19 protein-coding genes are annotated in these 20,576 nt (G+C 69.0%); 11 read left to right on the plus strand and 8 right to left on the minus strand.

The window, feature by feature from the left end:
- Positions 1–31 precede the first annotated feature (31 nt).
- A complete protein-coding gene (locus tag ACWCOV_RS19135) occupies positions 32–1,702 on the minus strand; it encodes a DUF7800 domain-containing protein (protein WP_449830612.1) in 1,671 nt (556 codons plus the stop codon).
- 17 nt (positions 1,703–1,719) lie between these two features.
- On the minus strand, positions 1,720–2,304 hold the full coding sequence (locus ACWCOV_RS19140; protein WP_360474117.1) for a TetR/AcrR family transcriptional regulator: 585 nt from the start codon (positions 2,302–2,304) through the stop codon (positions 1,720–1,722).
- An 85-nt stretch (positions 2,305–2,389) separates the two neighbouring features.
- Between ACWCOV_RS19140 and ACWCOV_RS19145 the strand changes: the two genes are divergently transcribed.
- The gene (locus tag ACWCOV_RS19145; RefSeq protein WP_449830613.1) at positions 2,390–3,541 is read left to right on the plus strand and encodes an acyl-CoA dehydrogenase family protein; all 1,152 of its coding nucleotides are present in this window, start codon (positions 2,390–2,392) and stop codon (positions 3,539–3,541) included.
- On the plus strand, positions 3,538–4,305 hold the full coding sequence (locus ACWCOV_RS19150; RefSeq protein ID WP_449830614.1) for an SDR family NAD(P)-dependent oxidoreductase: 768 nt from the start codon (positions 3,538–3,540) through the stop codon (positions 4,303–4,305). The genes ACWCOV_RS19145 and ACWCOV_RS19150 overlap by 4 nt, the downstream gene beginning before the upstream one ends.
- Here ACWCOV_RS19150 and ACWCOV_RS19155 read toward each other — a convergent pair.
- Genes ACWCOV_RS19155 through ACWCOV_RS19165 form a run of 3 tightly spaced genes read right to left on the minus strand, consistent with a single transcriptional unit; the run spans position 4,286 to position 7,928 of the window.
- A complete protein-coding gene (locus ACWCOV_RS19155) occupies positions 4,286–5,560 on the minus strand; it encodes a glycoside hydrolase family 27 protein (protein WP_449830615.1) in 1,275 nt (424 codons plus the stop codon). The genes ACWCOV_RS19150 and ACWCOV_RS19155 overlap by 20 nt on opposite strands.
- Positions 5,554–6,699, minus strand: coding sequence for a galactonate dehydratase (dgoD, locus tag ACWCOV_RS19160; RefSeq protein ID WP_449830616.1), 1,146 nt, complete (start codon positions 6,697–6,699; stop codon positions 5,554–5,556). Before dgoD ends, ACWCOV_RS19155 begins: the two co-directional genes overlap by 7 nt.
- A complete protein-coding gene (locus ACWCOV_RS19165; protein ID WP_449830617.1) occupies positions 6,696–7,928 on the minus strand; it encodes an ROK family protein in 1,233 nt (410 codons plus the stop codon). The genes dgoD and ACWCOV_RS19165 overlap by 4 nt, the downstream gene beginning before the upstream one ends.
- A gap of 145 nt (positions 7,929–8,073) precedes the next feature.
- On the opposite strand from ACWCOV_RS19165, the gene ACWCOV_RS19170 reads away from it, so the two are divergent.
- The 4 genes from ACWCOV_RS19170 to ACWCOV_RS19185 are packed head-to-tail and all read left to right on the plus strand — an operon-like array spanning position 8,074 to position 12,037.
- The gene (locus ACWCOV_RS19170; protein WP_449830618.1) at positions 8,074–8,859 is read left to right on the plus strand and encodes an NAD-dependent epimerase/dehydratase family protein; all 786 of its coding nucleotides are present in this window, start codon (positions 8,074–8,076) and stop codon (positions 8,857–8,859) included.
- 21 nt (positions 8,860–8,880) lie between these two features.
- The gene (locus ACWCOV_RS19175) at positions 8,881–10,251 is read left to right on the plus strand and encodes an ABC transporter substrate-binding protein (RefSeq protein ID WP_449830619.1); all 1,371 of its coding nucleotides are present in this window, start codon (positions 8,881–8,883) and stop codon (positions 10,249–10,251) included.
- Entirely contained in the window at positions 10,248–11,219 is a 972-nt protein-coding gene (locus ACWCOV_RS19180) for a carbohydrate ABC transporter permease (protein ID WP_449830620.1), read from the plus strand. Before ACWCOV_RS19175 ends, ACWCOV_RS19180 begins: the two co-directional genes overlap by 4 nt.
- Positions 11,216–12,037, plus strand: coding sequence for a carbohydrate ABC transporter permease (locus ACWCOV_RS19185; protein WP_449830621.1), 822 nt, complete (start codon positions 11,216–11,218; stop codon positions 12,035–12,037). Before ACWCOV_RS19180 ends, ACWCOV_RS19185 begins: the two co-directional genes overlap by 4 nt.
- A 50-nt stretch (positions 12,038–12,087) precedes the next feature.
- Here the strand turns inward: ACWCOV_RS19185 and ACWCOV_RS19190 are convergent, their stop codons facing one another.
- The 3 genes from ACWCOV_RS19190 to ACWCOV_RS19200 are packed head-to-tail and all read right to left on the minus strand — an operon-like array spanning position 12,088 to position 14,558.
- A complete protein-coding gene (locus ACWCOV_RS19190) occupies positions 12,088–13,137 on the minus strand; it encodes a hypothetical protein (protein WP_449830622.1) in 1,050 nt (349 codons plus the stop codon).
- Positions 13,137–13,259: a hypothetical protein gene (locus ACWCOV_RS19195; RefSeq protein WP_449830623.1), complete on the minus strand. Its 123-nt coding sequence runs from the start codon at positions 13,257–13,259 to the stop codon at positions 13,137–13,139. Before ACWCOV_RS19195 ends, ACWCOV_RS19190 begins: the two co-directional genes overlap by 1 nt.
- Positions 13,260–13,310: 51 nt before the next feature.
- Positions 13,311–14,558, minus strand: a complete 1,248-nt coding sequence (locus ACWCOV_RS19200) for a DUF4032 domain-containing protein (protein ID WP_449830701.1) — start codon at positions 14,556–14,558, stop codon at positions 13,311–13,313.
- Between the two features lie 67 nt (positions 14,559–14,625).
- Between ACWCOV_RS19200 and ACWCOV_RS19205 the strand changes: the two genes are divergently transcribed.
- The 5 genes from ACWCOV_RS19205 (at position 14,626) to ACWCOV_RS19225 (ending at position 20,533) form a co-directional block, all read left to right on the plus strand.
- Positions 14,626–15,618, plus strand: a complete 993-nt coding sequence (locus ACWCOV_RS19205) for a LacI family DNA-binding transcriptional regulator (protein ID WP_449830624.1) — start codon at positions 14,626–14,628, stop codon at positions 15,616–15,618.
- Positions 15,619–15,791: 173 nt separating this feature from the next.
- Entirely contained in the window at positions 15,792–17,165 is a 1,374-nt protein-coding gene (locus ACWCOV_RS19210) for an ABC transporter substrate-binding protein (protein ID WP_449830625.1), read from the plus strand.
- Positions 17,166–18,116 carry a carbohydrate ABC transporter permease gene (locus tag ACWCOV_RS19215; protein WP_449830626.1) on the plus strand — a complete coding sequence of 317 codons (951 nt, stop codon included), beginning with the start codon at positions 17,166–17,168 and terminating at the stop codon, positions 18,114–18,116.
- Positions 18,113–18,982 carry a carbohydrate ABC transporter permease gene (locus ACWCOV_RS19220; RefSeq protein ID WP_449830627.1) on the plus strand — a complete coding sequence of 290 codons (870 nt, stop codon included), beginning with the start codon at positions 18,113–18,115 and terminating at the stop codon, positions 18,980–18,982. Before ACWCOV_RS19215 ends, ACWCOV_RS19220 begins: the two co-directional genes overlap by 4 nt.
- A 9-nt stretch (positions 18,983–18,991) precedes the next feature.
- Positions 18,992–20,533 carry a glycoside hydrolase family 13 protein gene (locus ACWCOV_RS19225; protein ID WP_449830628.1) on the plus strand — a complete coding sequence of 514 codons (1,542 nt, stop codon included), beginning with the start codon at positions 18,992–18,994 and terminating at the stop codon, positions 20,531–20,533.
- Positions 20,534–20,576 lie beyond the last annotated feature (43 nt).

Below are 20,576 nucleotides of genomic sequence, written 5' to 3' on the forward strand. Positions count from 1 at the left end.
ACGAGCCGCGGGCGAACCGGCCGTGGCAGCTTCAGGACATCAAACGATTGGAAGGCGAGTCTAAGCGTCCGTAGGTCGACGTCCGGTCGAGCAATTGACGCTCACCGCGCAGCTCAGCGTGGTCGACGTCCACCGCCCAGTCCTCGCCGGACAGCGTCACCGTCATCGCGCCGTTTCCGAACCACGGCCCCCGCGCGATCCGCCAGTCGGCAGCCACGTCGCGGACACCCGCCGACCGGGCGAGCTTGTGCAGCAACGTGGTCATCCACCGCTTGTCGAGCAGGTGGTTCGCCCACCGGATGTGCCGGGGGACCGGGTTGCGGAACGGCGACATGGTGAGCTGGTGGATCGCCGTACCGGGATGGTCGACGGCGAGCAGGTTGGCCTCGGCGAGGTAGCTGCAGTGCACGTCGCCGGACAGCATCAGGATCGAGGCCGGCGGGTCCTCGCTGCGGGCCACTGCGGCCAGTAGATCGGTCACGTCGTCGAACGACTTCCGGAACGACGCCCAGTGCTCCAGATCCATGCCCTGCCGGATCCGCTCGCCGATGCGCGCCGCCCGCGGTCCCCACGCGCCCGACGAGATCGCCTCGTTCCAGCCCTCCAGGTGATGCAGCCCGGGCGCGAGCAGGAACGGCAACGTCGACGCGAGCAGCAGGTGGTGAATCGGTCGGGACGCCTCGACGGTGTGGCGCCGGACCCATTCCCACTCGTGCGCGTCGACCATCGCGCGCTCGCCCGGCTCGAGGCGCCGCGAGCAGCGCGAGTCGACGGCGACCAGCCGGACCCCGCGGGACGCGGCCCCGAAGTCGCGGACGAAACTCCACCGCGTCGAGGCCGGGTCCTCGTCCGCTGCGCACGCGAAGCTGTCGAGGTACGCCGTACGCTCGTCGTCGTCCTCGATCGAGCGCATCGCGCGGTACGTCGCGTCCTGGTCGAGCTGCTCCGGCGACAGGTTGCCGAGGTGCTGGTAGACCCAGTACGACGCGTAGGCGCCGACGACCCGGTCGTGCCACCACGGTTGCGCAGTCACCCAGCGACGCCAGGTCAGCGAGGTGTTCCAGTCGTCGCGCAGATCGTGGTCGTCGAGCAGCATGCACAGCGGGACCGTGGAGAACAGCCAGCGGACTGCCGGCGTCCGCCACGCGTCGTCGTACAGCCAGGTGTACTCCTCATAGTTGCCGATCTCGTCGGCCACCTCGGACTCCTGCCGCCCACCGTGCGCCTCCCGCAACTTCTCGAGTACGGCGTCCGACGGGTCGTCGGCGTACACCTGGTCACCGAGCAGCAGGATCGCATCGGGTGACTCGTCGATGCCGGCCGCCATCCGCTCGGCCAGCGCGACCAGCGCGTCCGGGCCGAACTCCTGGAACCCCTTCGCGTCGAACGGCGCCGACCGCCGGCAGGACCCGAAGGTCAGCCGGAAGGTCCCGTCCGCGCGCGGCGTCCGGATCACGCTCGGGCCGTAGGGCTGGTCCTCAGGCGGCCACACCGTCGCGCCGTCCAGCCGGACCTCGTACGGCGTCTCGCTGGCCGGTGTCAGGCCCTCGATCCGGATCAGCGCGTAGTGGTGCCCGTGCACCGACCAGGTCCGGGCCTGGTGGCCGAGCACTTCGACCTCGCAGGGCTCGCTGGTCTCGACCCAGACGGTCGCCCGGGTGTCGTCGACGTACCGCAGCAGCGGCCCCAACCTGAGTTCCATCCGGAAAAGCTACAAGCTCAGTCCAACCGCAGCGAGTGCAGGACGAAGGAGGCGAGCTCGCGGTAGGCCTCGGCGTCGTTCAGGCCGGTCCGGCGGGCGATGTCACCGCGCTGGATGGCCTGCATGGTGTGCGCGATCATCTCGGCGGCGAACGCGATGTCGACCGGCCGGAACGCCTTGTTGTTGATCCCGTCCTCGATCAGCGTCCGGACCCGGTCGGCCGCGATCCGGGTGTTGCGCTCGTACACCGAGCGGGCCGGCGCGAACCGGGCCACGTCGTCCAGGAAGGTCCGGCTGGCCGGCCGGAGCGCGTCCGCGACCGCGTTCAGGTACGCCGCGATCCGCCGGTCGTGCCGGGTCTGCCGGGCGACCGCGGACTCCACCTGGGCGGTGGCATTCTTGAAGTAGTGCTTCACCACCTCGACGGCGAGCTGCTCCTTGCTCGGCGCGAGCGCGTAGAGGGTCGTCTTGCTGCAGCGCAGCTCGGCGGCCAGGTCGTCCAGGGTGAACCTGCTGAAGCCCTGCGTCAGAAACAGGGACAGGAGTCGGTCGAGCAGCTCGGACTGCCTGCGGGTACGCCGCCCCGGAACGACTGTTGTCATATCGAGACAGCATAGAACGATACGGAACTTTGGGCTTCAGTATCGTTACGAGTATCATTTCGTCAGCCGTTGAGAGGGGTGCCTGATGGCTGTCGATCGTCTGCTGCCGACTGAGGAATCCATTGACCTGCTCGCGCTGGTCCGCGACCTGTGCGAGCACGAACTCGCGCCGTACGCCGCGAAGGCCGAGGAGAGCGAGACCTTCCCGCGGGACGCGTTCCGCACGCTCGGCAAGGCCGGCCTGCTCGGCCTGCCCTACCCGGAGCAGTACGGCGGCGCCGAGCAGCCGTACGAGGTGTACCTCCAGATGCTGGAGGAGATCGCCGCCGCCTGGATGTCGGTCGGCGTGGGGGTGTCGGTGCACACCATGACCAGCTACGCCGTCGCCACCTTCGGCACGGAGGAGCAGCGGGCCCGGTTGCTGCCCGACATGGTCGGCGGTGAGCAACTGGGCGCCTACGCGCTGTCCGAGCCGCAGGCCGGGTCCGACATCAGCTCGATGACCACGAAGGCGGTCCGCGACGGTGACGACTACGTCCTGACCGGCACCAAGGCCTGGATCAGCCACGGCTCGCACGCCGACTTCTACACCACCTTCGCCCGCACGGCCGAGGACCCGAAGCGCGGCATCTCCGCCTTCCACGTGCCGGCCTCGTCCAAGGGGCTCAGCTTCGGTGCGCCCGAGCGCAAGATGGGCATGACCGGCTCGACCACGACCCTGGTCAACTACGACCAGGTCCGGGTCCCGGCCGCGAACCTGATCGGCGCCGAGGGTGACGGCATGCGGATCGCGCTGTCCGCCCTGGACTCCGGGCGACTCGGGATCGCCGCCGCGGCGATCGGCCTCGCACAGGCTGCGCTCGACGTGGCCGCGTCGTACGCGCTGGAGCGGCAGCAGTTCGGCCACGCGATCGCGGACTTCCAGGGCATCCAGTTCCTGCTCGCCGACATGGCGGCCGCGGTCGAGTCGGGCCGGGCGACGTACCTGCAGGCTGCGCGTCGGCGCGACCTCGGCAAGCCGTTCACCCAGCAGGCGGCGATCGCCAAGCTGGTCTGCACCGACGCCGCGATGAAGGTCACCACGGACGCGGTCCAGGTGCTCGGTGGGTACGGTTACACCCGCGAGTTCCCGGCCGAGCGCTACATGCGCGAGGCCAAGGTCACCCAGATCTTCGAAGGCACCAACCAGATCCAGCGGCTGGTGATCAGCCGCGACCTGCTCAGGAGCGTCAAATGAAACTTGCCCCGTCCGACGTCGCACTCGTCACCGGTGGTGGTTCCGGCCTCGGTGAGGCGACCGTACGGCGGCTCGCCGCCGACGGACTGGGGGTCGTCATCGTCGACCTGCCGTCGTCACCGGGCAAGGCGATCGCGGACGAACTGGGCGACCGGGTCGTGTTCGCCCCGGCCGACGTCACCGACGAGGCCGCGGTGACCGCGGCCCTGGACGCGGCCGCCGAACTGGGACAGCTCCGCGTGGTGGTCACCTGCGCGGGGATCGCCACCCCGGGGAGGGTCGTCGGCCGGAAGGGCCCGTTGCCGCTGGCAACGTTCCGGCAGGTGGTCGAGGTGAACCTGATCGGCACCTTCAACGTGCTCCGGCTGGCCGCCGAGCGGATGGTCGCGCAACCGGCCGGCGCGGACGGCGACCGCGGCGTCGTGGTGATGACGGCGTCCATCGCGGCGTACGACGGCCAGGTCGGGCAGGCGGCGTACGCGGCCAGCAAGGGCGGCATCGTCGGCCTGACGCTGACCGCGGCGCGCGACCTTGCCGACAAGGGGATCCGGGTGGTCACGATCGCGCCGGGCACGATGGAGACGCCGATGCTGGCGGGCCTCCCGGAGGAGACCCGCACGGTCCTCGAGCAGCAGGTGCCGCACCCGTCCCGGCTGGGGCGCCCGTCGGAGTACGCCGCCCTGGTCGGTCACATCATCGACAACCAGCTGCTCAACGGCGAGGTCATCCGCCTCGACGGCGCCCTCAGGATGCCGCCGCGCTGAGCCTCAGCCAGCGCACGCCGTGCGCTGGCACGTCGTACTCGAGCTGTCTGGACACGGACTGGGAGGTCCCGTCCCACAGGTCGTGCGCTTGGCCAGACGCAGCCGCCAGGGACTTGAGCGGCACGGACAGCTTCCGCGCGGAGTCCCCGGTCCAGAAGATCGCCACGTAGGCGGCCTCCTCCGATCGCGCGGTCCACACGATCAGCTCGCCGTCGTCGAGCGGCTCGCGGATCACTTCGCGGCCGTCGTACGACGAGGTCAGCAGCTCCGACAGCGCGGGATTGGCCAGCAGGGCAAGGGTTTCGTCATCGGTCGTCGGCAGGTCGCCGCCCATCATCAGCGGCGACCGGCCCATCGCCCACAGCGTGAGCAGGGTCTTCTGCTCGTCCTCGCTGAGCCGGCTGGCGCGGTCCTCGCCGCGCTCGGCCCGGATCCCGATGTGCCCGAGCGGAAGCATGTCGGCATCCGCCCAGCCGCCGGCCTGCTGGAACGGCGCCCAGCGGGCCAGCCGCGCGAACTGCGCGTGCACGTCCTCCCAGCGGTCCCATAGGTCGTCCGAGATCCGCCACATCTGCGCGTTCGCCCGCAGATGGTCGAGATGGTGCGTCGACAGGTGCGTGCCCGGCGACAGCGACAGCACGATGTCCCGCCCGCTGCGCTCGATCGCCGTCGCGTACGCCGCGATCTCACGATCGTGGTACGGCGCCAGCATGTCGTCGGCCTTGATGAAGTCGACACCCCACTCGGCGAACTGCGCGACCTGCGCGTCGTAGTACGCCTGGGCGCCGGGGTGGTCGTGGTTCAGGCCGAGGTTGTCCGGGTTCCACGCGCAGACGTGCTCCGGATCGGCGATCTCCCGTGCGGTCCACTGGGTGCCGAAGACGGGCAGGTCGAGCTCGACCGCGCGGCGGGGGATGCCGCGCATGATGTGCAGCCCGAACTTCAGCCCGAGGTCGTGCACCGCGGTCGCCAGCGGCCGGAAGCCGGCGCCGGCGACCGCCGAGGGGAAGCGGTTCGGCGCCGGCAGTTGGCGGCCGTAGTCGTCCAGGACGATCGGCGCGTTCGTGTTGTACCCGTGCGAGCGGGCGGTCGGGTCGTACCAGGCGATGTCGACAACTACCGTGTCCCAGCCGGACCCGAGCAGCTTTTCGCGCATCACCTGCGCGTTCGCGAGCACCTCGGCTTCGGTGACCGTGGTCCCGAAGCAGTCCCAGCTGTTCCACCCCATCGGCGGGGTGTTCGCCCGGGTCACCATTCGGCGAAGGAGCCGTCGGAGTGCCGCAGCACCGGTGATCGCCAGGCGTGGCCCTCGGCAGCGGCCGCGCGGACCGCCTCCTCGTTCACCTCGATGCCGAGGCCGGGACCGATGGGCCGCTCGATGTGGCCGTCCACGAAGCTGAACACCTGGGGATCGATCAGGTAATCGAGCCCGGCGCTGCCGCCGCCGTACTCGATGCCGAGGCTCTGCTCCTGGATCAGGAAGTTCGGCGTCGCCAGGTCGACCTGCAGGCTCGCGGCCAGCGTGATCGGGCCCAGCGGGCAGTGCGGCGCGACGGCCACGTCGTACGCCTCGGCCATCGCGGCGATCCGGCGGACCTCGGAGATGCCGCCGGCGTGCGAGATGTCCGGCTGCGCGACGGCGATACCGGCTGGGAGGACGTCGCGGAAGTCCCAGCGCGAGTACAGGCGCTCGCCGATCGCGATCGGGATGCTGGTCGACTCGGTGACCCGGCGCAGGTCCCGGGCGAACTCCGGCAGCACCGGCTCCTCGACGAACATCGGCAGCAGCGGCTCGAGCAACGGCAGGATCTGCCGGGTGGCCGCCGTGCTGAACCGGCCGTGGAAGTCGAGCGCGATGTCGACCTCGTCGCCGAGCGCCTCGCGCAGGGCGGCGACCCGGCTCACCATCGCGCGGATCTGCGCGGCGGAGGGGATCGGCGGCAGCGCCTCGGCGAGGTTGAGCTTGATCGCGGAGAATCCCTTGGCCACCTTGGCCTGGGCGTCGTCGACGATCTGCGCGTTGTCGCGGCCGTGGACCCAGGTGTAGATGCGGACCCGCTCGCGGACCGGGCCGCCGAGCAGCTCGTGCACCGGCGTCTGGTGGTAGCGGCCTTTGATGTCCCACAGGGCCTGGTCGATCCCGGCCAGCGCGCTGGAGAGCACCGGGCCGCCGCGGTAGAAGCCGCCCTTGGCCAGCGTCTGCCAGTGGTCCTCGATGCGCAGCGGATCCGTGCCGACCAGGTACTCCATCAGTGCGGTGACCGCGCCCTGCACCGCCTCGGCCCGGCCTTCGACGATCGGCTCACCCCAGCCGCTGATCCCCTCGTCGGTGTCGATCCGCAGGAACTGCCACCGCGGCGCCACCAGAAAGGTCTCGTACCCGACGATCTTCACACGGCCTCATTCGTTCGGAGTTCCGCGCCGGCCAGCAGGGCGGCGACGAGTTGGTCGGTCTGGCTCAGGACCAGGGCGGCAGCGCCGGACGCGCCCGCGCGGACGCCGAGGTCGAGCTCCGCGGCGACCACTTCGGCATCACGGGTGAGCGCCATCGCGGACCGGCGCAGGGTGGCGCGGATCGGCTCCAGGATCAGGTCGCCGGTCCGGGCGAGCTCGCCGCCGATGATGATCACGCCCGGGTTGATCAGGTTGCAGATGTTCGCCAGCACCCGGCCGGTCACCTCGCCTGCTTCCCGCAGCACCCGCACGGTGTCCGGGTCACCGGCGCCCGCCGAGGCGAGCAGCTCGTCGATGTCGTTCAGCTGCAGGGCTTTCAGGACGGCGGTCAGCGAGGCGTACTGCACCAGGCAGCCACGGTTCCCGCACGGGCACTGGGCGCCGGCCGGGTCCGCGGAGATGTGTCCGGCCTCGCCACCGCCACCGCGGGCGCCGCCGTGGTGAAGGTTGCCGTCGACAAGCAATCCGGCGCCGATCCCGGTGGACAGCCCGAGGAACAGGACGTCGCGGGCGCCCCGGCCGGCGCCCCAGGTGAACTCGGCCACCGCCTCGAGCCGGGTGTTGTTCTCCACCAGCAGCGGTACGTCGAGATGCCGCCCGAACTCGGCGGACACGTTCACCCCGGCCCACGCCTGTCCCGGCAGCGACGGGCCGACCACTCCGGTCTGCAGGTCGATCGGGCCGGGGACGCCGATCGCGACCCCGACCAGGTCATTGCGGTCGAGACCGGTCTCGGTGAGCAGGTCGTCGAGCAGCGCGACGCCGGCGGTCAGCCGCTCCTGCCACGGGGTGTCCCGCGGGGTGGTGACGCCGGCGCTGGCGAGCGTCCGCCCGGACAGGTCGGTGACGTGGCCCCAGACGCGTTCGAGGGTGAAGTCCAGGCCGGCCGCGGCGCCCGCGCCCGGGTTCGCCCGCAGGAAGCCGCGGGCCCGCCCGTCGACCTCGGAGGCGTCGATCCCGGCCTGGGCGACCTGGTCGCCGACCACCTCGATCACCACCCCGCCGGTGATCAGGTCCGCGACGATCGTCGACACGGTGGTCCGGGACAGGCCGCAGATGCGAGCCAGCTCGGCCCGGTGCAACGCCCCGTGCTCCATCAGGGCGGACAGCATCCGTTCGGAGTTCGTACGCCGCAGCGCTCGCAGTGATCCGGTGTCCTTGGCAGCCACGTCGTCGAGTATCGACGCCCGGTCCGGTCGGCGTCAACAAAACTGACATGGTGTGTTCACACTCTTGACACACACCCGGAACTACTCGAACAATTCCCGACACAGATCGGGTATCGGTCCCGGCCGGGCGACATGGATGGACGACATGAGCGCTGTGCGGAACGACCGTGAACCGCTGGTGGTGATCACCGGTGGGCTGGGCCGGGTGGCCGGTGTGGTGCTGCCCCAGCTGCGCAAGCACTACAGGCTCCGGTTGGTCGACCGCTCTGCGCCGGCCGCGTCCGGCGAGGAGGTCCTGCAGGCAGACATCGGCGATCCCGATGCGGCGTACCGGGCCTTCGAGGGTGCCGACGCTGTGCTGCACCTGGCCGCGAACAGCAGTCCGTGGCAGACCTGGGACAGCGTGTACGCCGCCAACGTCCAACCGACTCAGGCCGTGCTGGAGGCGGCTGCGGCGCACGCCGTCCCCAAGGTCGTGCTGGCCAGTTCGCTGCACGTGGTCGGTGAGTACAACCGGCCGCAGTACTGGCCGGTCGATCCGCGGGTCGATCCGCGCCCGTGTTGTCCATACGGCCTCGGCAAGGTCGTGCTGGAAGCGCTCGGCCGGACGCACGCGGCGCGGACCGGTGCGTCGGTGACTTGCCTGCGACTCGGACTGACGGGCTGGCCGCTGACTGAGCGGCGCTACCTGGGCCAGTGGCTGTCCGACGGCGACGCCGGGCGGCTGGTGCTCGCAGCGCTGAACACACGGGAGCACTACGGCGCGCACTTCGGCGTCTCCGCCAACACCCGCAACCACTGGGACATCACCTCGGCCCGGCACGAGCTCGGCTACCGGCCCGAGGACGACAGCGAGCCGCTGGCAGACCGGGCCGGCCCCTCCTCCGGCCCGGTCTGCCGGCTCTTCGACGACTCACAGCTTTCGGAATGACTTCGGAATGAGAGGTTCGACATGACCACCACGAATCCAGGGCTCTCCCGCCGCCGGTTCCTCGCCCTCTCCGGGACCGCCGTCGGCGGCGCGCTCGCGGTCGGCTGCTCGCCCGCGTCCTCGACGAACACGCCGGCCGCGGGCTCGGGCACGGGCTCGGGTTCGGCCGCCAAGGGGACCGTGACCGTGATGTCCCAGTCGGGTGAGTTCGGCCCGAAGGAGGCCAAGGCGGCCTCGCAGGCGCTCGGCATCACGGTCAAGACGGTCGAGTACGACCTGACCAAGCTGACCGCGATGCTGGCCAGCGGCAACCCGCCGGACGTGGTCCGCGGGATGGGCGCGACCGAGACGCCGTACCTGGTGGCCCGGCAGGTCGCCGAGAACCTCGATCCGTACTTCGAGAAGAGCACGCTGATCAAGGCCGACGACATCGACCCGGTCAACGACGTCTGGCGGTACGACGGAGAGAAGCAGGGCAGCGGGCCGCGGTACGGGTTCGCGAAGGACTACTCGCAGGACTGCACGCTCTGGTACAACAGCGGCCTGTTCGACGCGGCCAAGGTGGCCCGGCCGAGCGCGACCACGCCGCTGCTGCTCGACGACCTGCTCGAAGAAGGGCGGAAGCTGACCAAGCGGCAGGGCGCCAAGGTCAGCGTCTACGGCCTCAACCCGAACGGGCTCGGTCTGTTCACCCAGCTGACCTGGCTGACCGACCTGGCCGGCGGCAAGCTGACCGCCGACGACCTCGCGTCCGTGGACTTCAGCAGCCCGGAGGCGCAGCGGGCGCTGACCTGGTACCTGGAGTACGCCAAGGCCGGGATCGGCCCGACGGTTCTCAACCCCGACCCGAACGGCTGGGACGGGCCGACGTTCCAGGCCGGCCGGATGGCGGCCACGCTCAGCGGTTACTGGCTGGGTGGGCTGTTCTCGAGCGACGCCAAGTCCGCCAAGGTCGCGGGGTTCGCGCCGGCGCCGCAGTTCGACACCGGCCGCCGGGTCAGCCCGTGCTTCGGCGGCACCGGGCTGTGGATCCCGAAGGCCAGCAAGAACAAGGACGCCGCGTTCGCGGTGATGGAGTGGTTCCTGGCCGGCGAACCGGCCAAGGCGCGGGCGAGCGGTGGCTGGGGCATCCCGCCGCTGAAGTCCCTGCAGAAGCTGATGCCGCAGAAGCTGCCGTACCAGAAGCAGGCCTACGACGTGCAGATGGCCGAGAAGGAGCACTTCTCGGTGATGTCGTTCACGCCGTACGTGCGGCTGGACGCGATCAACACCGTGATCGGCCGTGAGTTGCCCAAGGCAATCAAGGGCACGGTCTCGGCGGCCCAGCTGGGCGACTCGCTGAACTCGCAGATCAACGCGCAGCTCGAGGACGGAAAGAAGCGGCTCCGGTGAGCTCAGTCCTGACCGAGGTACGCCCTCCGGCCGCACCACCCACTGTGGAGGGCCGGAGGAAGCCGCCGAGTCTGCGCCGGGCGCGCACCTTCTACCTGTTCGTCGCGCCGTGGATCATCGGGTTCGTCGCGCTGACCGTCTTCCCGCTGGGGTACGCGTTCTGGCTCAGCCTGACCGACTCCGACGGCCTCTCGCCGAAGACCCACTTCGTCGGATTCGCCAACTACGTCGAGATCTTCCAGGACCCGCTGACGATCAGTTCGCTGGCGAAGACCGGGGTGTTCACCCTGGTCACGGTGCCGCTGTCGATCTTCGCCGGGCTGCTGCTCGCGGTGATCCTGAATCAGCCGATCAAGGCCCGCGGGCTGTTTCGGGCGCTGATCTACCTGCCGGCGGTGGTTCCACCAGTAGGTGCGGCGCTGACCTTCCGGCTGATCTTCGACCGGGACGCCGGGGCGGCGAACGGGATCCTGAGCAGCTTCGGCCTGGACCCGATCACGTGGCTGGTCGACCCGAACGCCCGCTACGTGCTGTACGGCTTGGTGATGTGGGGCTGTGGCGGGTCGATGATCATCTCGCTGGCCGGGTTGCAGGACATCCCGAGGGAGTTGCAGGAGGCGGCCCAGGTGGACGGGGCGTCGTACTGGCAGTCCTTCAGCAGGATCACCGTCCCGCTGCTGTCGCCGGTGATCCTGTTCCAGGTGATCACCGGGGTGATCGGCTCGCTGCAGTCGTTCGCGCCGCTGTTGCTGTCGTCGGGTTCGCTCAGTGGGGCCGGGACGGTGCCGCAGGGCAACTACATGTACATGATCCACGTGTTCGCGCAGTACTTCTCCGCGTCCCGGTTCGGCTACGCCTCGGCGATGCTGTGGATGCTGTTCGCGGTCATCCTGCTCGTCACCCTGGTCATCATCAAGGTCAGTGCCCGGACCGTCTTCTACACCGTCGAGCCGGAGGGGAAGCGATGACCCGGTCCTACCGCTACGCGCTCTACCTCGTGCTGCTGAGCGTCGTGCTCGTGATGCTCAGCCCGATCTACTGGCTGGTGCAGACCTCGCTGAAGTCGCCGGCCGAGATGGCGTCCTTCCCGCCGACCTGGTTCCCGTCCGCGCCGCGGCTCGCGAACTACACCGAGGCCGTCACCAGCGTGAACTTCGTCGGCGCGCTGCAGAACTCGCTGACCATCGCGTTCATCACCACGACGCTGACCACACTCAGCTCGGCCTGGGTCGGGTTCGGGTTCGCCCGGCTGACCGCGCCGGGGAAGAAGCAGCTGTTCGTCATCCTGCTGTCCACGATGATGCTGCCGGGCATCGTGACGCTGGTCCCGACGTACCTGATCTTCGCGAAGCTGCACATGGTCAACACCTACTGGCCGTGGGTGGCGTGGGGGCTCGGTGGCAGCGCGTTCCTGATCTTCCTGTTCCGGCAGTTCTTCGCCGGCATCCCGCGGGAGATGGAGGAGGCCGCGATCATCGACGGCTGCGGGTACGTCGGGATCTTCTGGCGAATCTTCCTGCCGCAGTCCTGGCCGGTGATCGCGGCCAGCGTGATCCTGTCCTTCACCGGCGCCTGGGGCGACTTCGTCGGGCCGGCCATGTTCCTCAGCCAGGACAGCACCACGCTGGCGGTGGCGATGGCGACCGGCTACGTCAACGACAAGGGCCTCCCGCTCAACAACCTGGTCGCGGCCGGCGCCGTGATGTACGTGCTCCCGGTCCTCGTCCTCTTCATGTTCATGCAACGCCGCTTCGTCAGCGGCTTCTCCACATCGGGAATCAAGTGATGAGGCGCGCTCGGGGTTCATCTCCTCGCACGACAAGTGTGTGCCAGCCGTCAGCGGGGTGAGGGGGTTAGGGGGCCCGCGGGGTCGAAGAGGTCGCTGGGTTGGTGGGGGTTGTGGACGTTTTGGCGGATGAGGTCGAGGGTGGCTGGGTCTGTGTGGCGTTCGGTGACGCCGTCGGTGGTGGGGAAGTAGAAGGTGCCGTCGCCGTAGCAGAGGTCGTAGGTGACGCGGACCGGGTAGGACTGGGTGCGGCCGTGCAGGGTGACGACGAAGGTGCGCTGGTCGTTGTCCGAGCAGCCTTCCAACCAGCCGCCCGGGGGTGCGCCTTCGGGTGCGGTGGCCAGGCGTTGGGCGAGTTTCGTGGCCTGGCCACCGGTGAGGGGTGAGGCAGCGACCAGAGTGTTGTTCCAGTACTCGCAGATGCCTGCCGACGTGATGCGATCAGTGGCGTCGAGGCCGGTGCCGCGGGGCCCGGAGTCGGTCGGGGCGCAGCCGTGGTAGTCGGTGCCGGTGATCGGGCGGGCCGAGTCGAGGATGCGCTTGCGGAGAGCGTCGTCCTTGGTGAGCACGCTGATCTTCACACCGGCGACCAACCGAGTCTCCTCGGTCCAACCGGCGTCGTACTCCTTGACGCCTGGTGCCTGGACGTCGTTGAACCACACATACTGCTGCCGCCGCTCGACCGGCAGGACGGCTTCCTCGCAGGTGTAGCCCCATTTGCCGAGCCAGTCGTTGTTGCGGCCGATGATCGGCTTGCCGCCCGGCGATGGGAACGCTGGGCACGGCGCCGGGCCGGAGACGTGCTGCGTCCAGTCCGAAGGCACCTGGACCTGCACGGTCTTGTACGACTCCCAGCGCCACCCGGCCTCCGGCGTACCGGGTCGGGCGGCCTGTGGATCGGTGCGGATGTCGGTGATCGAGTGCGTCGCGGTGATCGCGGTCGCGACCGCTGCACACGCGAGTACGGCGGCCCCGATCGTGCGACCGGTCCGGCGACACCGGAGCCGGAAGTGGACGGCGGCCAGCAGGTCGTCGTCCGACGGCGCGTCCGTCGCGTGCTTCGACAAGCTCATCACGATCAGCTGCTCGTGGGCGTCCATCAGCGGTTGACCTCCTCGGCTGTGGTCAGACTGGTGCGCAGGCGCACCAGCGCACGGTGGATCTGCGACCGCACGGCCGCGCCCCGTTGCCCCAGCCACGCATCGAAGTCCGGCGGTTGCATCGGCACCTCCCACCCCTAACCACGCGGTGGGAGAGCGGAACGTTGCAGAGGTCAGTCCGCGTCGGCGATCGCCGGGGTGGGGAGGGCCAGCTTCTCGTCGGGCTTGGCTCGGAGTACGTCGTCGACGTAGGAGCGGGCCGCCTCCATGGTGTCGACCTCGTGGCCGGCCTGCTCGGACAGGAACCAGCGGTGCTCGAGGACCTCGTGGAAGACCTCGGCGGGCTCGAGCTTGCGCTTCAGGTCGCGCGGGACCGAGCGGACGACCGGCTCGAAGACGTCGGTCAGCCACTGGTGCGCGACGATCTCCTCGTCCTCGTTCTGCTGGTCGGTGGCGGCGGCGAACGAGTCGAGGTCGTTCAGCAGCCGGCGGGCCTGGTTCTCCTCGACGTCCAGGCCGGTCAGCCGGAGCAACCGGCGGGAGTGGTGGCCGGCGTCCACGACCTTCGGCTGGATCCGGACCTGGCTGCCGTCCCAGTCGGTGATGATGTCGATCTCGGCGACGTCGAACCCGAGCTCGTTGAGCCGCCGGATCCGCGAGTCCAGCCGGTGCATCTCGTCGGTGGCGAACTCCTCCGGCGCGGTCAGCTCGGCCCAGAGCGCCTCGTACCGGTCGTTGATCGACTGGACCGTCTCCTGCGGGTCGATGTCCGGGTCGAGCAGCCCGCCCTCCTGCAGGTCGAGCAGCTCGCCGAACAGGTTGATCTCCGCGGTGTAGAGGTCGTGCGCCCGCTGCCCGTCGGAGATGTCCTGGTGCAGCTCACCGGTCTCGGCGTCCACCAGGTACGCCGCGAACGCGCCGGCGTCCCGGCGGAACAAGGTGTTGGACAGCGAGCAGTCGCCCCAGAAGAAGCCGAGCAGGTGCAGCCGGACGATCAGCGCGACCAGCGCGTCGATCAGCCGGTTGACCGTGTCCGGGCGCAGCGTGCTGGAGAACAGCGCGCGGTACGGCAGCGAGAACTGCAGGTGCCGGGTGATCAGGATCGAGTCGATCGGCTCGCCGTTGCGGTCGATCCGGTCGGTGATCACGCCGACCGGCTCGACGGAGGGCGCCTCCAGCCGTTCCAGGTCGCGCAGCAGCCGGTACTCGTGCAGCGCGAGATGCTCGAGGACCTCTTTGATCGCGTAGACGGTGCCGTTGACTCGGACGAACCGGACCACGTGCCGCGAGATACCGCGCGGCAGCGCGACCAGCTGGTCCTCGGGCCAGTCCTCCAGCGGGACATCCCACGGAAGCGACAGCAGACCGGTGTCCGGGCGGGTGGCGACAAATCGGGGCACGGCCCCCAGTCTGTCAGGAATCCTGAGGCTTCAGCGAGGTACGCAAGTTGTTGCAAGAACTTGCGTGATCTGGCGTAGAGTTTGCGTCATGACACGACGACTTGCAGAGGTGGCCAAGAAGGTCGGCGTCAGCGAAGCCACCGTGAGCCGGGTCCTCAACGGGAAGCCAGGAGTGTCGGAAGCGACCCGGGAGGCGGTGCTGACCGCGCTGGACGTGCTCGGGTACGAGCGTCCCACTCAGCTGCGCGGTGATCGCGCACGACTGGTCGGCCTGGTGCTGCCGGAGTTGCAGAACCCGATCTTCCCGGCGTTCGCAGAGGTGGTCGGGGGAGCGCTGGCGCAGCAAGGTTTCACCTCCTTGCTGTGCACCCGGACGGTCGGCGGCGTGTCCGAGGCGGACTACGTCGACCTGCTCCTGCAGCAGCAGGTGTCCGGCGTGGTGTTCGCCGGCGGGTTCTACGCGCAGGCCGACGCGCCGCACCAGCACTACGAGCTGATCCAGGAGCGCAAGCTGCCGACCGTGCTGGTCAACGCGGCCGTCGACCACCTCGGCTTCCCGCAGGTGTCGTCGGACGACTACGTGGCCGCCGAGATGGCGATCGGGCACCTGCGGGCCCTCGGTCACCGGCGGATCGGCATGGTCCTCGGCCCGCGCGACCACATCCCGTCGCGGCGCAAGCTGGAGGCGTTCGTCGCGTCGGCCGAGTCCGACCCGGACCTGGTCGAGCACACGATGTTCTCGCTCGAGGGCGGGCACGCGGCCGCGACCCGGCTGGTCAACAACGGCGTCACCGGTATCGTCTGCGCCAGCGACATTCTTGCCCTGGGCGCCATTCGCGCGGTCCGCCGGGCCGGCCTCACGGTGCCCGGCGACGTCTCGGTGATCGGGTACGACGACTCCGCGATGATGAACTGCACCGACCCGCCGCTGACCACCGTCCGGCAGCCGATCGACGCGATGGGCCGCGCGGCCGTGGACATGCTGGTCGCCCTGATCGAGCGCGCCGCGGTCCCCGCCGACGAGCTCCTCTTCGAACCCGAGCTGGTGGTGCGGGCGTCCACGACCCGCGCCCGCGGCTGAGCCGCACGCCGTACCCGCAATCCCACAGCCGTCGACCGCTGGCCGGTCGGCGGCTGTTTGCGTTGGGCCCGTCTTCCCGGCTGTAGTCACGATTTTGCAATCTCAAGTCGAGGTATTGCGCGCTCGCGTCCAGTTGCCTACGGTGTGCTCACGATCGAGGGAGAGGGTGGAAGATGACGACAACGCGCCGCGGGCTCGGCCTGTTGCTGGCGGTGGGACTGGGCCTGGGGGCCGTGTCCTGTGGATCGGGGGACGACACACCGGACGCTCAGAGCTCAGCGGGAGCCGACGGGCCGGTCACGATCACGGTCGGCTGCCAGCCGCCGAAGAGCAATCCGAAGGAACGCGCGGCCTGGGACGCGGACGTGGCCGAGTTCCAGAAGCTGCACCCGAACATCACCATCCAGAGCAAGGACGCGTTCCCCTGCATCAACCCGGACACCTTCCAGGCGAAGCTGGCCGGCGGCACCCAGGAGGACGTCTTCTACGTCTACTACACCGACGTGCAGAAGATCATCAAAGCCCGGCAGGCCGCCGACATCAGCGAGTACGTCGGCAGCGTGAAGGCGGCCGGAGACCTGCGCGACGACGTCCTGGGCGTGTTCAAGGACGGCGACAAGACGTACGGGCTGCCGCGCAACAACTACAACATGGGCCTGGTCTACAACCGCAAGCTGTTCAGCCAGGCCGGGCTCGACCCGGACGCGCCGCCGAAGACGTGGTCCGAGGTGCAGGCGGCGGCCAAGAAGATCGCCGGCCTCGGCGCCGGGTATGTCGGCTTCGGTGAGTACTCCGCGGGCAACACCGGCGGCTGGCACTTCGCCGCGAGCCTGTACGCGCGCGGTGGCTCGATGGTGAGTGACGATGGCAAGACGGCCGCGTTCAACAGCGCCGAGGGCAAGGCGGTGCTGGAGAACCTCAAGCAGATGCGCTGGAACGACAACTCGATGGGCAGCAAGCAGCTCCTCCAGTGGGAGGACCTGATGCGGATGATGGGTTCCGGCAAGCTCGGCATGATGATCGGCGCGCCGGATGTGGTGCAGTCGGTGAACAACGACTTCCAGGGCAAGTTCGAGGACTACGGCGTCGCCGCGGTGCCGGAGTCCGAGGGCAAGGCGTCGCTGAGCGGTGGCGACGGCTACATGTTCAACCCGAAGGCGACGCCGGAGAAGATCAAGGCCGGCCTGCTGTGGCTGGAGTTCCACGAGCTCACGCCGGGCAAGGGCCAGTTCAACTACCAGCGGTCGAAGGAGCAGGGCCGCCCGGTCGGGTTGCCGATCCCGGACCTGTACGGCGACTCCGCGCCAGGCAAAGAGATCGTTGCCCTCCGCAAGCAGTACGCCACCGTCCCGGTCGACCACTTCGCGCCGTACGTCGCCGCCCAGTCGACCATCACCAACAAGCTCGAGCCCCCGAAGGCGCAGGAGTTGTACGCGGTCCTCGACGTCGCGATGTCCGCCGTCCTGACCCGCCAGGACGCCGACATCGACAAGCTCCTGAGTGACGCCGAGAGCAAGGCCAACAAGATCCTGGCGAAGAACACCTAAATGACAGTTACCGAGGAGCAGGTCCGTCGTCCGCACCCGGTGCGGACGACGGACCCGCAGTCACCCGACGACCACGGCGCGCTCCGGCGGGCGGTGGGGCGGAACCTCACGGCGTACGGGTTCCTGTGTGGGGCGCTGATCTGTTTCGCCTTGTTCTCCTGGTATCCGATGGTGCGGGAGGTGTTGCTGTCCTTCCAGGAGAACAACTTCGTGGACCCGCCGAAGTGGGTGGGGTTCGACAACTTCCGGGCGGTGATCGAGGATCCGGCGTTTCGGTCGGCCTGGATCAACACGGCGGTGTTCAGCGGGCTCGCGCTCGTCATCGGGTACGCCGTCCCGTTCGTGCTGGCCGTCGTGCTCAACGAGCTGAAGCACGCGAAGGCCTACCTGCGGTTCGTCGTGTACCTCCCGGTGATGCTGCCGCCCGCAGTCGCCGTACTCCTGTTCAAATGGTTCTACGACCCGGGATCCGGCCTGTTCAATCAGGTGCTGGACGTGTTCGGCATCCCGCCGCTGAGCTGGCTCGACTCGACCAGTACGGCGCTCGTCAGCCTGGTGCTCGTCTCGACCTGGATGAACCTCGGCACCGGCACGCTGATCTACCTGGCCGCGCTGCAGAGCATCCCGGGCGACCTGTACGAGTCCGCCGAGCTCGACGGCGCCGGCCTGTTCCGGCGGGTCTGGCACGTGACGATCCCGCAGACCAAGCTGATCCTGCTGGTGATGTTGCTGCTGCAGGTCGTCGCGACCATGCAGGTGTTCATCGAGCCGTACCTGCTGACCGGCGGCGGGCCGGAGAACGCGACCGTCACGGTCGCCTACCTGATGTACCAGTACGCCTTCAACTTCGGCGACTTCGGCGGCGGTGGCGCGCTCGGCCTGATGCTGATGGTCGTGCTGATGGTGTTCTCCGCGATCTACCTGCGCGTGTCCCGGGAGGCCGAACGATGAGAACTCTCGTCTCACCACTGGCGCTGCGGACTCCGCGCGGCCGGATCATGTACTGGGCGACGCTCAGCCTGACCGTCATCGGTTTCACCGGCGCCTTCGTGTTCCCGCTGTACTGGATGGTGACCGGCGCGCTGAAGTCGCCGGACGAGCTGGCGCAGATCCCGCCGAGCTTCTTCCCGAAGGACTACGACTTCGGGGTCTACAAGGAGGCGTGGGAGCAGCTGCAGCTCGGGGTGTTCCTGAAGAACACCGTGCTGTACGCCGGGGGCGCCTGGCTGTTCACGCTCGCGGTCGACGTGACGGCGGCGTACGCGTTGTCGAAGTTGCGGCCGGTGTTCGGGAAGGTCGTGCTCGGCGCGATGCTCGCGACCTTGATGATCCCGCCGATGGTCTTGCTGCTGCCGACGTACCTGACCGCGAAGGACCTGCCGATCCTGCACCTGGACCTGCTGAACACGCCGTGGGCGATCTGGTTGCCGGCGGCGGCGAACGGGTTCTTCGTGTTCCTGCTGAAGCGGTTCTTCGACTCGATTCCGCGGGAGCTGCTGGAGGCGGCGGAGATCGACGGTGCGTCACCGGCCCGGATCCTGTGGTCGATCGTGCTGCCGGTGTCGCGGCCGATCCTCGGCGTGGTGTCGATCCTGTCGGTGGTCACGGTCTGGAAGGACTTCGTCTGGCCGCTGCTGGTGCTGCCGGAGACGGACAAGATGTCGATCAGCGTCGGCATCGCGTCACTGTCCGCGCAGATGCCGCAGAACGTGCTGATCGCCGCCCTGGTGATCGCCAGCCTGCCCACCATCGTGGTGTTCTTCGTCTTCCAACGCAGCATCATGGCCGGCCTCACCGCCGGAAGCCTCAAAGGATAAGGAGATTTCATGGCGGACGAGTGGTGGCGTGGGGCTGCGATCTACCAGGTGTACTTGAGGAGTTTTGCCGACGGGAACGGTGACGGGATCGGGGATCTGGCCGGTCTGCGGGGGAAGTTGCCGTATCTGGCTGAGTTGGGGGTGGATGCGATCTGGTTGAACCCCTGGTATCCGTCGCCGATGGCGGACGGGGGGTACGACGTTGCCGACTACCGGGCGATCGATCCGGCGTTCGGGACGCTGGCGGAGGCCGAGGCGTACATCGCGGAGGCGCACGCGCTGAACATCCGCACCATCATCGACATCGTCCCGAACCACGGCTCCGACCAGCAGGACTGGTTCGTCCAGGCGCTGCGGGCCGGCCCCGGCTCACCCGAGCGCGAGCGCTTCATCTTCCGCACCGGCAACGGAGACGAGCCACCCAACGACTGGCAGTCGATCTTCAACGGTCCGGCCTGGACCCGGGTCGAGGACGGTGAGTGGTACCTGCACCTGTTCGCCCCCGAGCAGCCCGACTTCAACTGGCGCAATCCGGAGGTGGTCGAGGAGTTCCACGACATCCTGCGGTTCTGGCTGGACCGCGGCGTCGACGGGATCCGGATCGACAGCGCGGCCGTGCTGTTCAAGGACCTGGACAGCGTCGAGGAGTCGTACACCGACCACGACGAGGTGCACGAGGTGTACCGCGGCTGGCGGCGGATCACCGACCAGTACGACGACCGGTTCCTGGTCGGCGAGATGTGGATGCCGGACCAGGAGCGGTTCGCGCTCTACCTGCGCCCGGACGAGATGCAGACCGCCTTCAACTTCGACTTCCTCTCCCGCCCGTGGCAGGCCGACCAGCTCAAGGCTTCGATCGACCTCACCCTGACCACCCATGTTCCGATCGGCGCCCCGCCGACCTGGGTGCTGTCCAACCACGACGTCACCCGGCCGGTCACGAAGTACGGCCGCCCGGACACGTCGTTCTCGCACCAGGACCGCAAGCACGGCATGCGGACCGACCTGGTCCTCGGCGAACGCCGGGCCCGCGCGGCCGCCCTGCTCGCGATGGCGCTCCCGGGCGGCCTGTACGTCTACCAAGGCGAGGAGCTCGGCCTGCCCGAGGTCGAGGACCTCCCGGACCACCTGCTCCAGGACCCGATCTTCACCCGCTCCAACGGCGCCGACCGCGGCCGTGATGGTTGCCGGGTGCCCCTTCCCTGGTCCGGCAAGGAGCCGCCGTTCGGCTTCGGCGCCGGGGCGCCGTGGCTGCCGCAGCCGGCCGACTGGAAAAACCTCACCGCCGAGTCCCAGCACGACGACCAGAACTCGATGCTGACCCTCTACCGCACCGGCCTGAAGCTCCGCCGTACCCACCTCGGCGACGGCACCCTCCGCTGGCTCGACACCCCACCCGGCGTCCTCGCCTTCACCCGCGAGAGCCTGATCTCGGTCACGAATCTGACCCCGGAGCCGATCGAGCTTCCGCCGTACGACGAACTGCTGCTGGCCAGCAGCCCGTTGGACGACGGGCTACTGGCCAGCGACAGTACGGCGTGGATCAGATGAGTGGACGGTGTTCGGTGTTCGTCGATTGCCGAACACCGAACAG

The organism is Kribbella sp. NPDC002412, assembly GCF_053592935.1.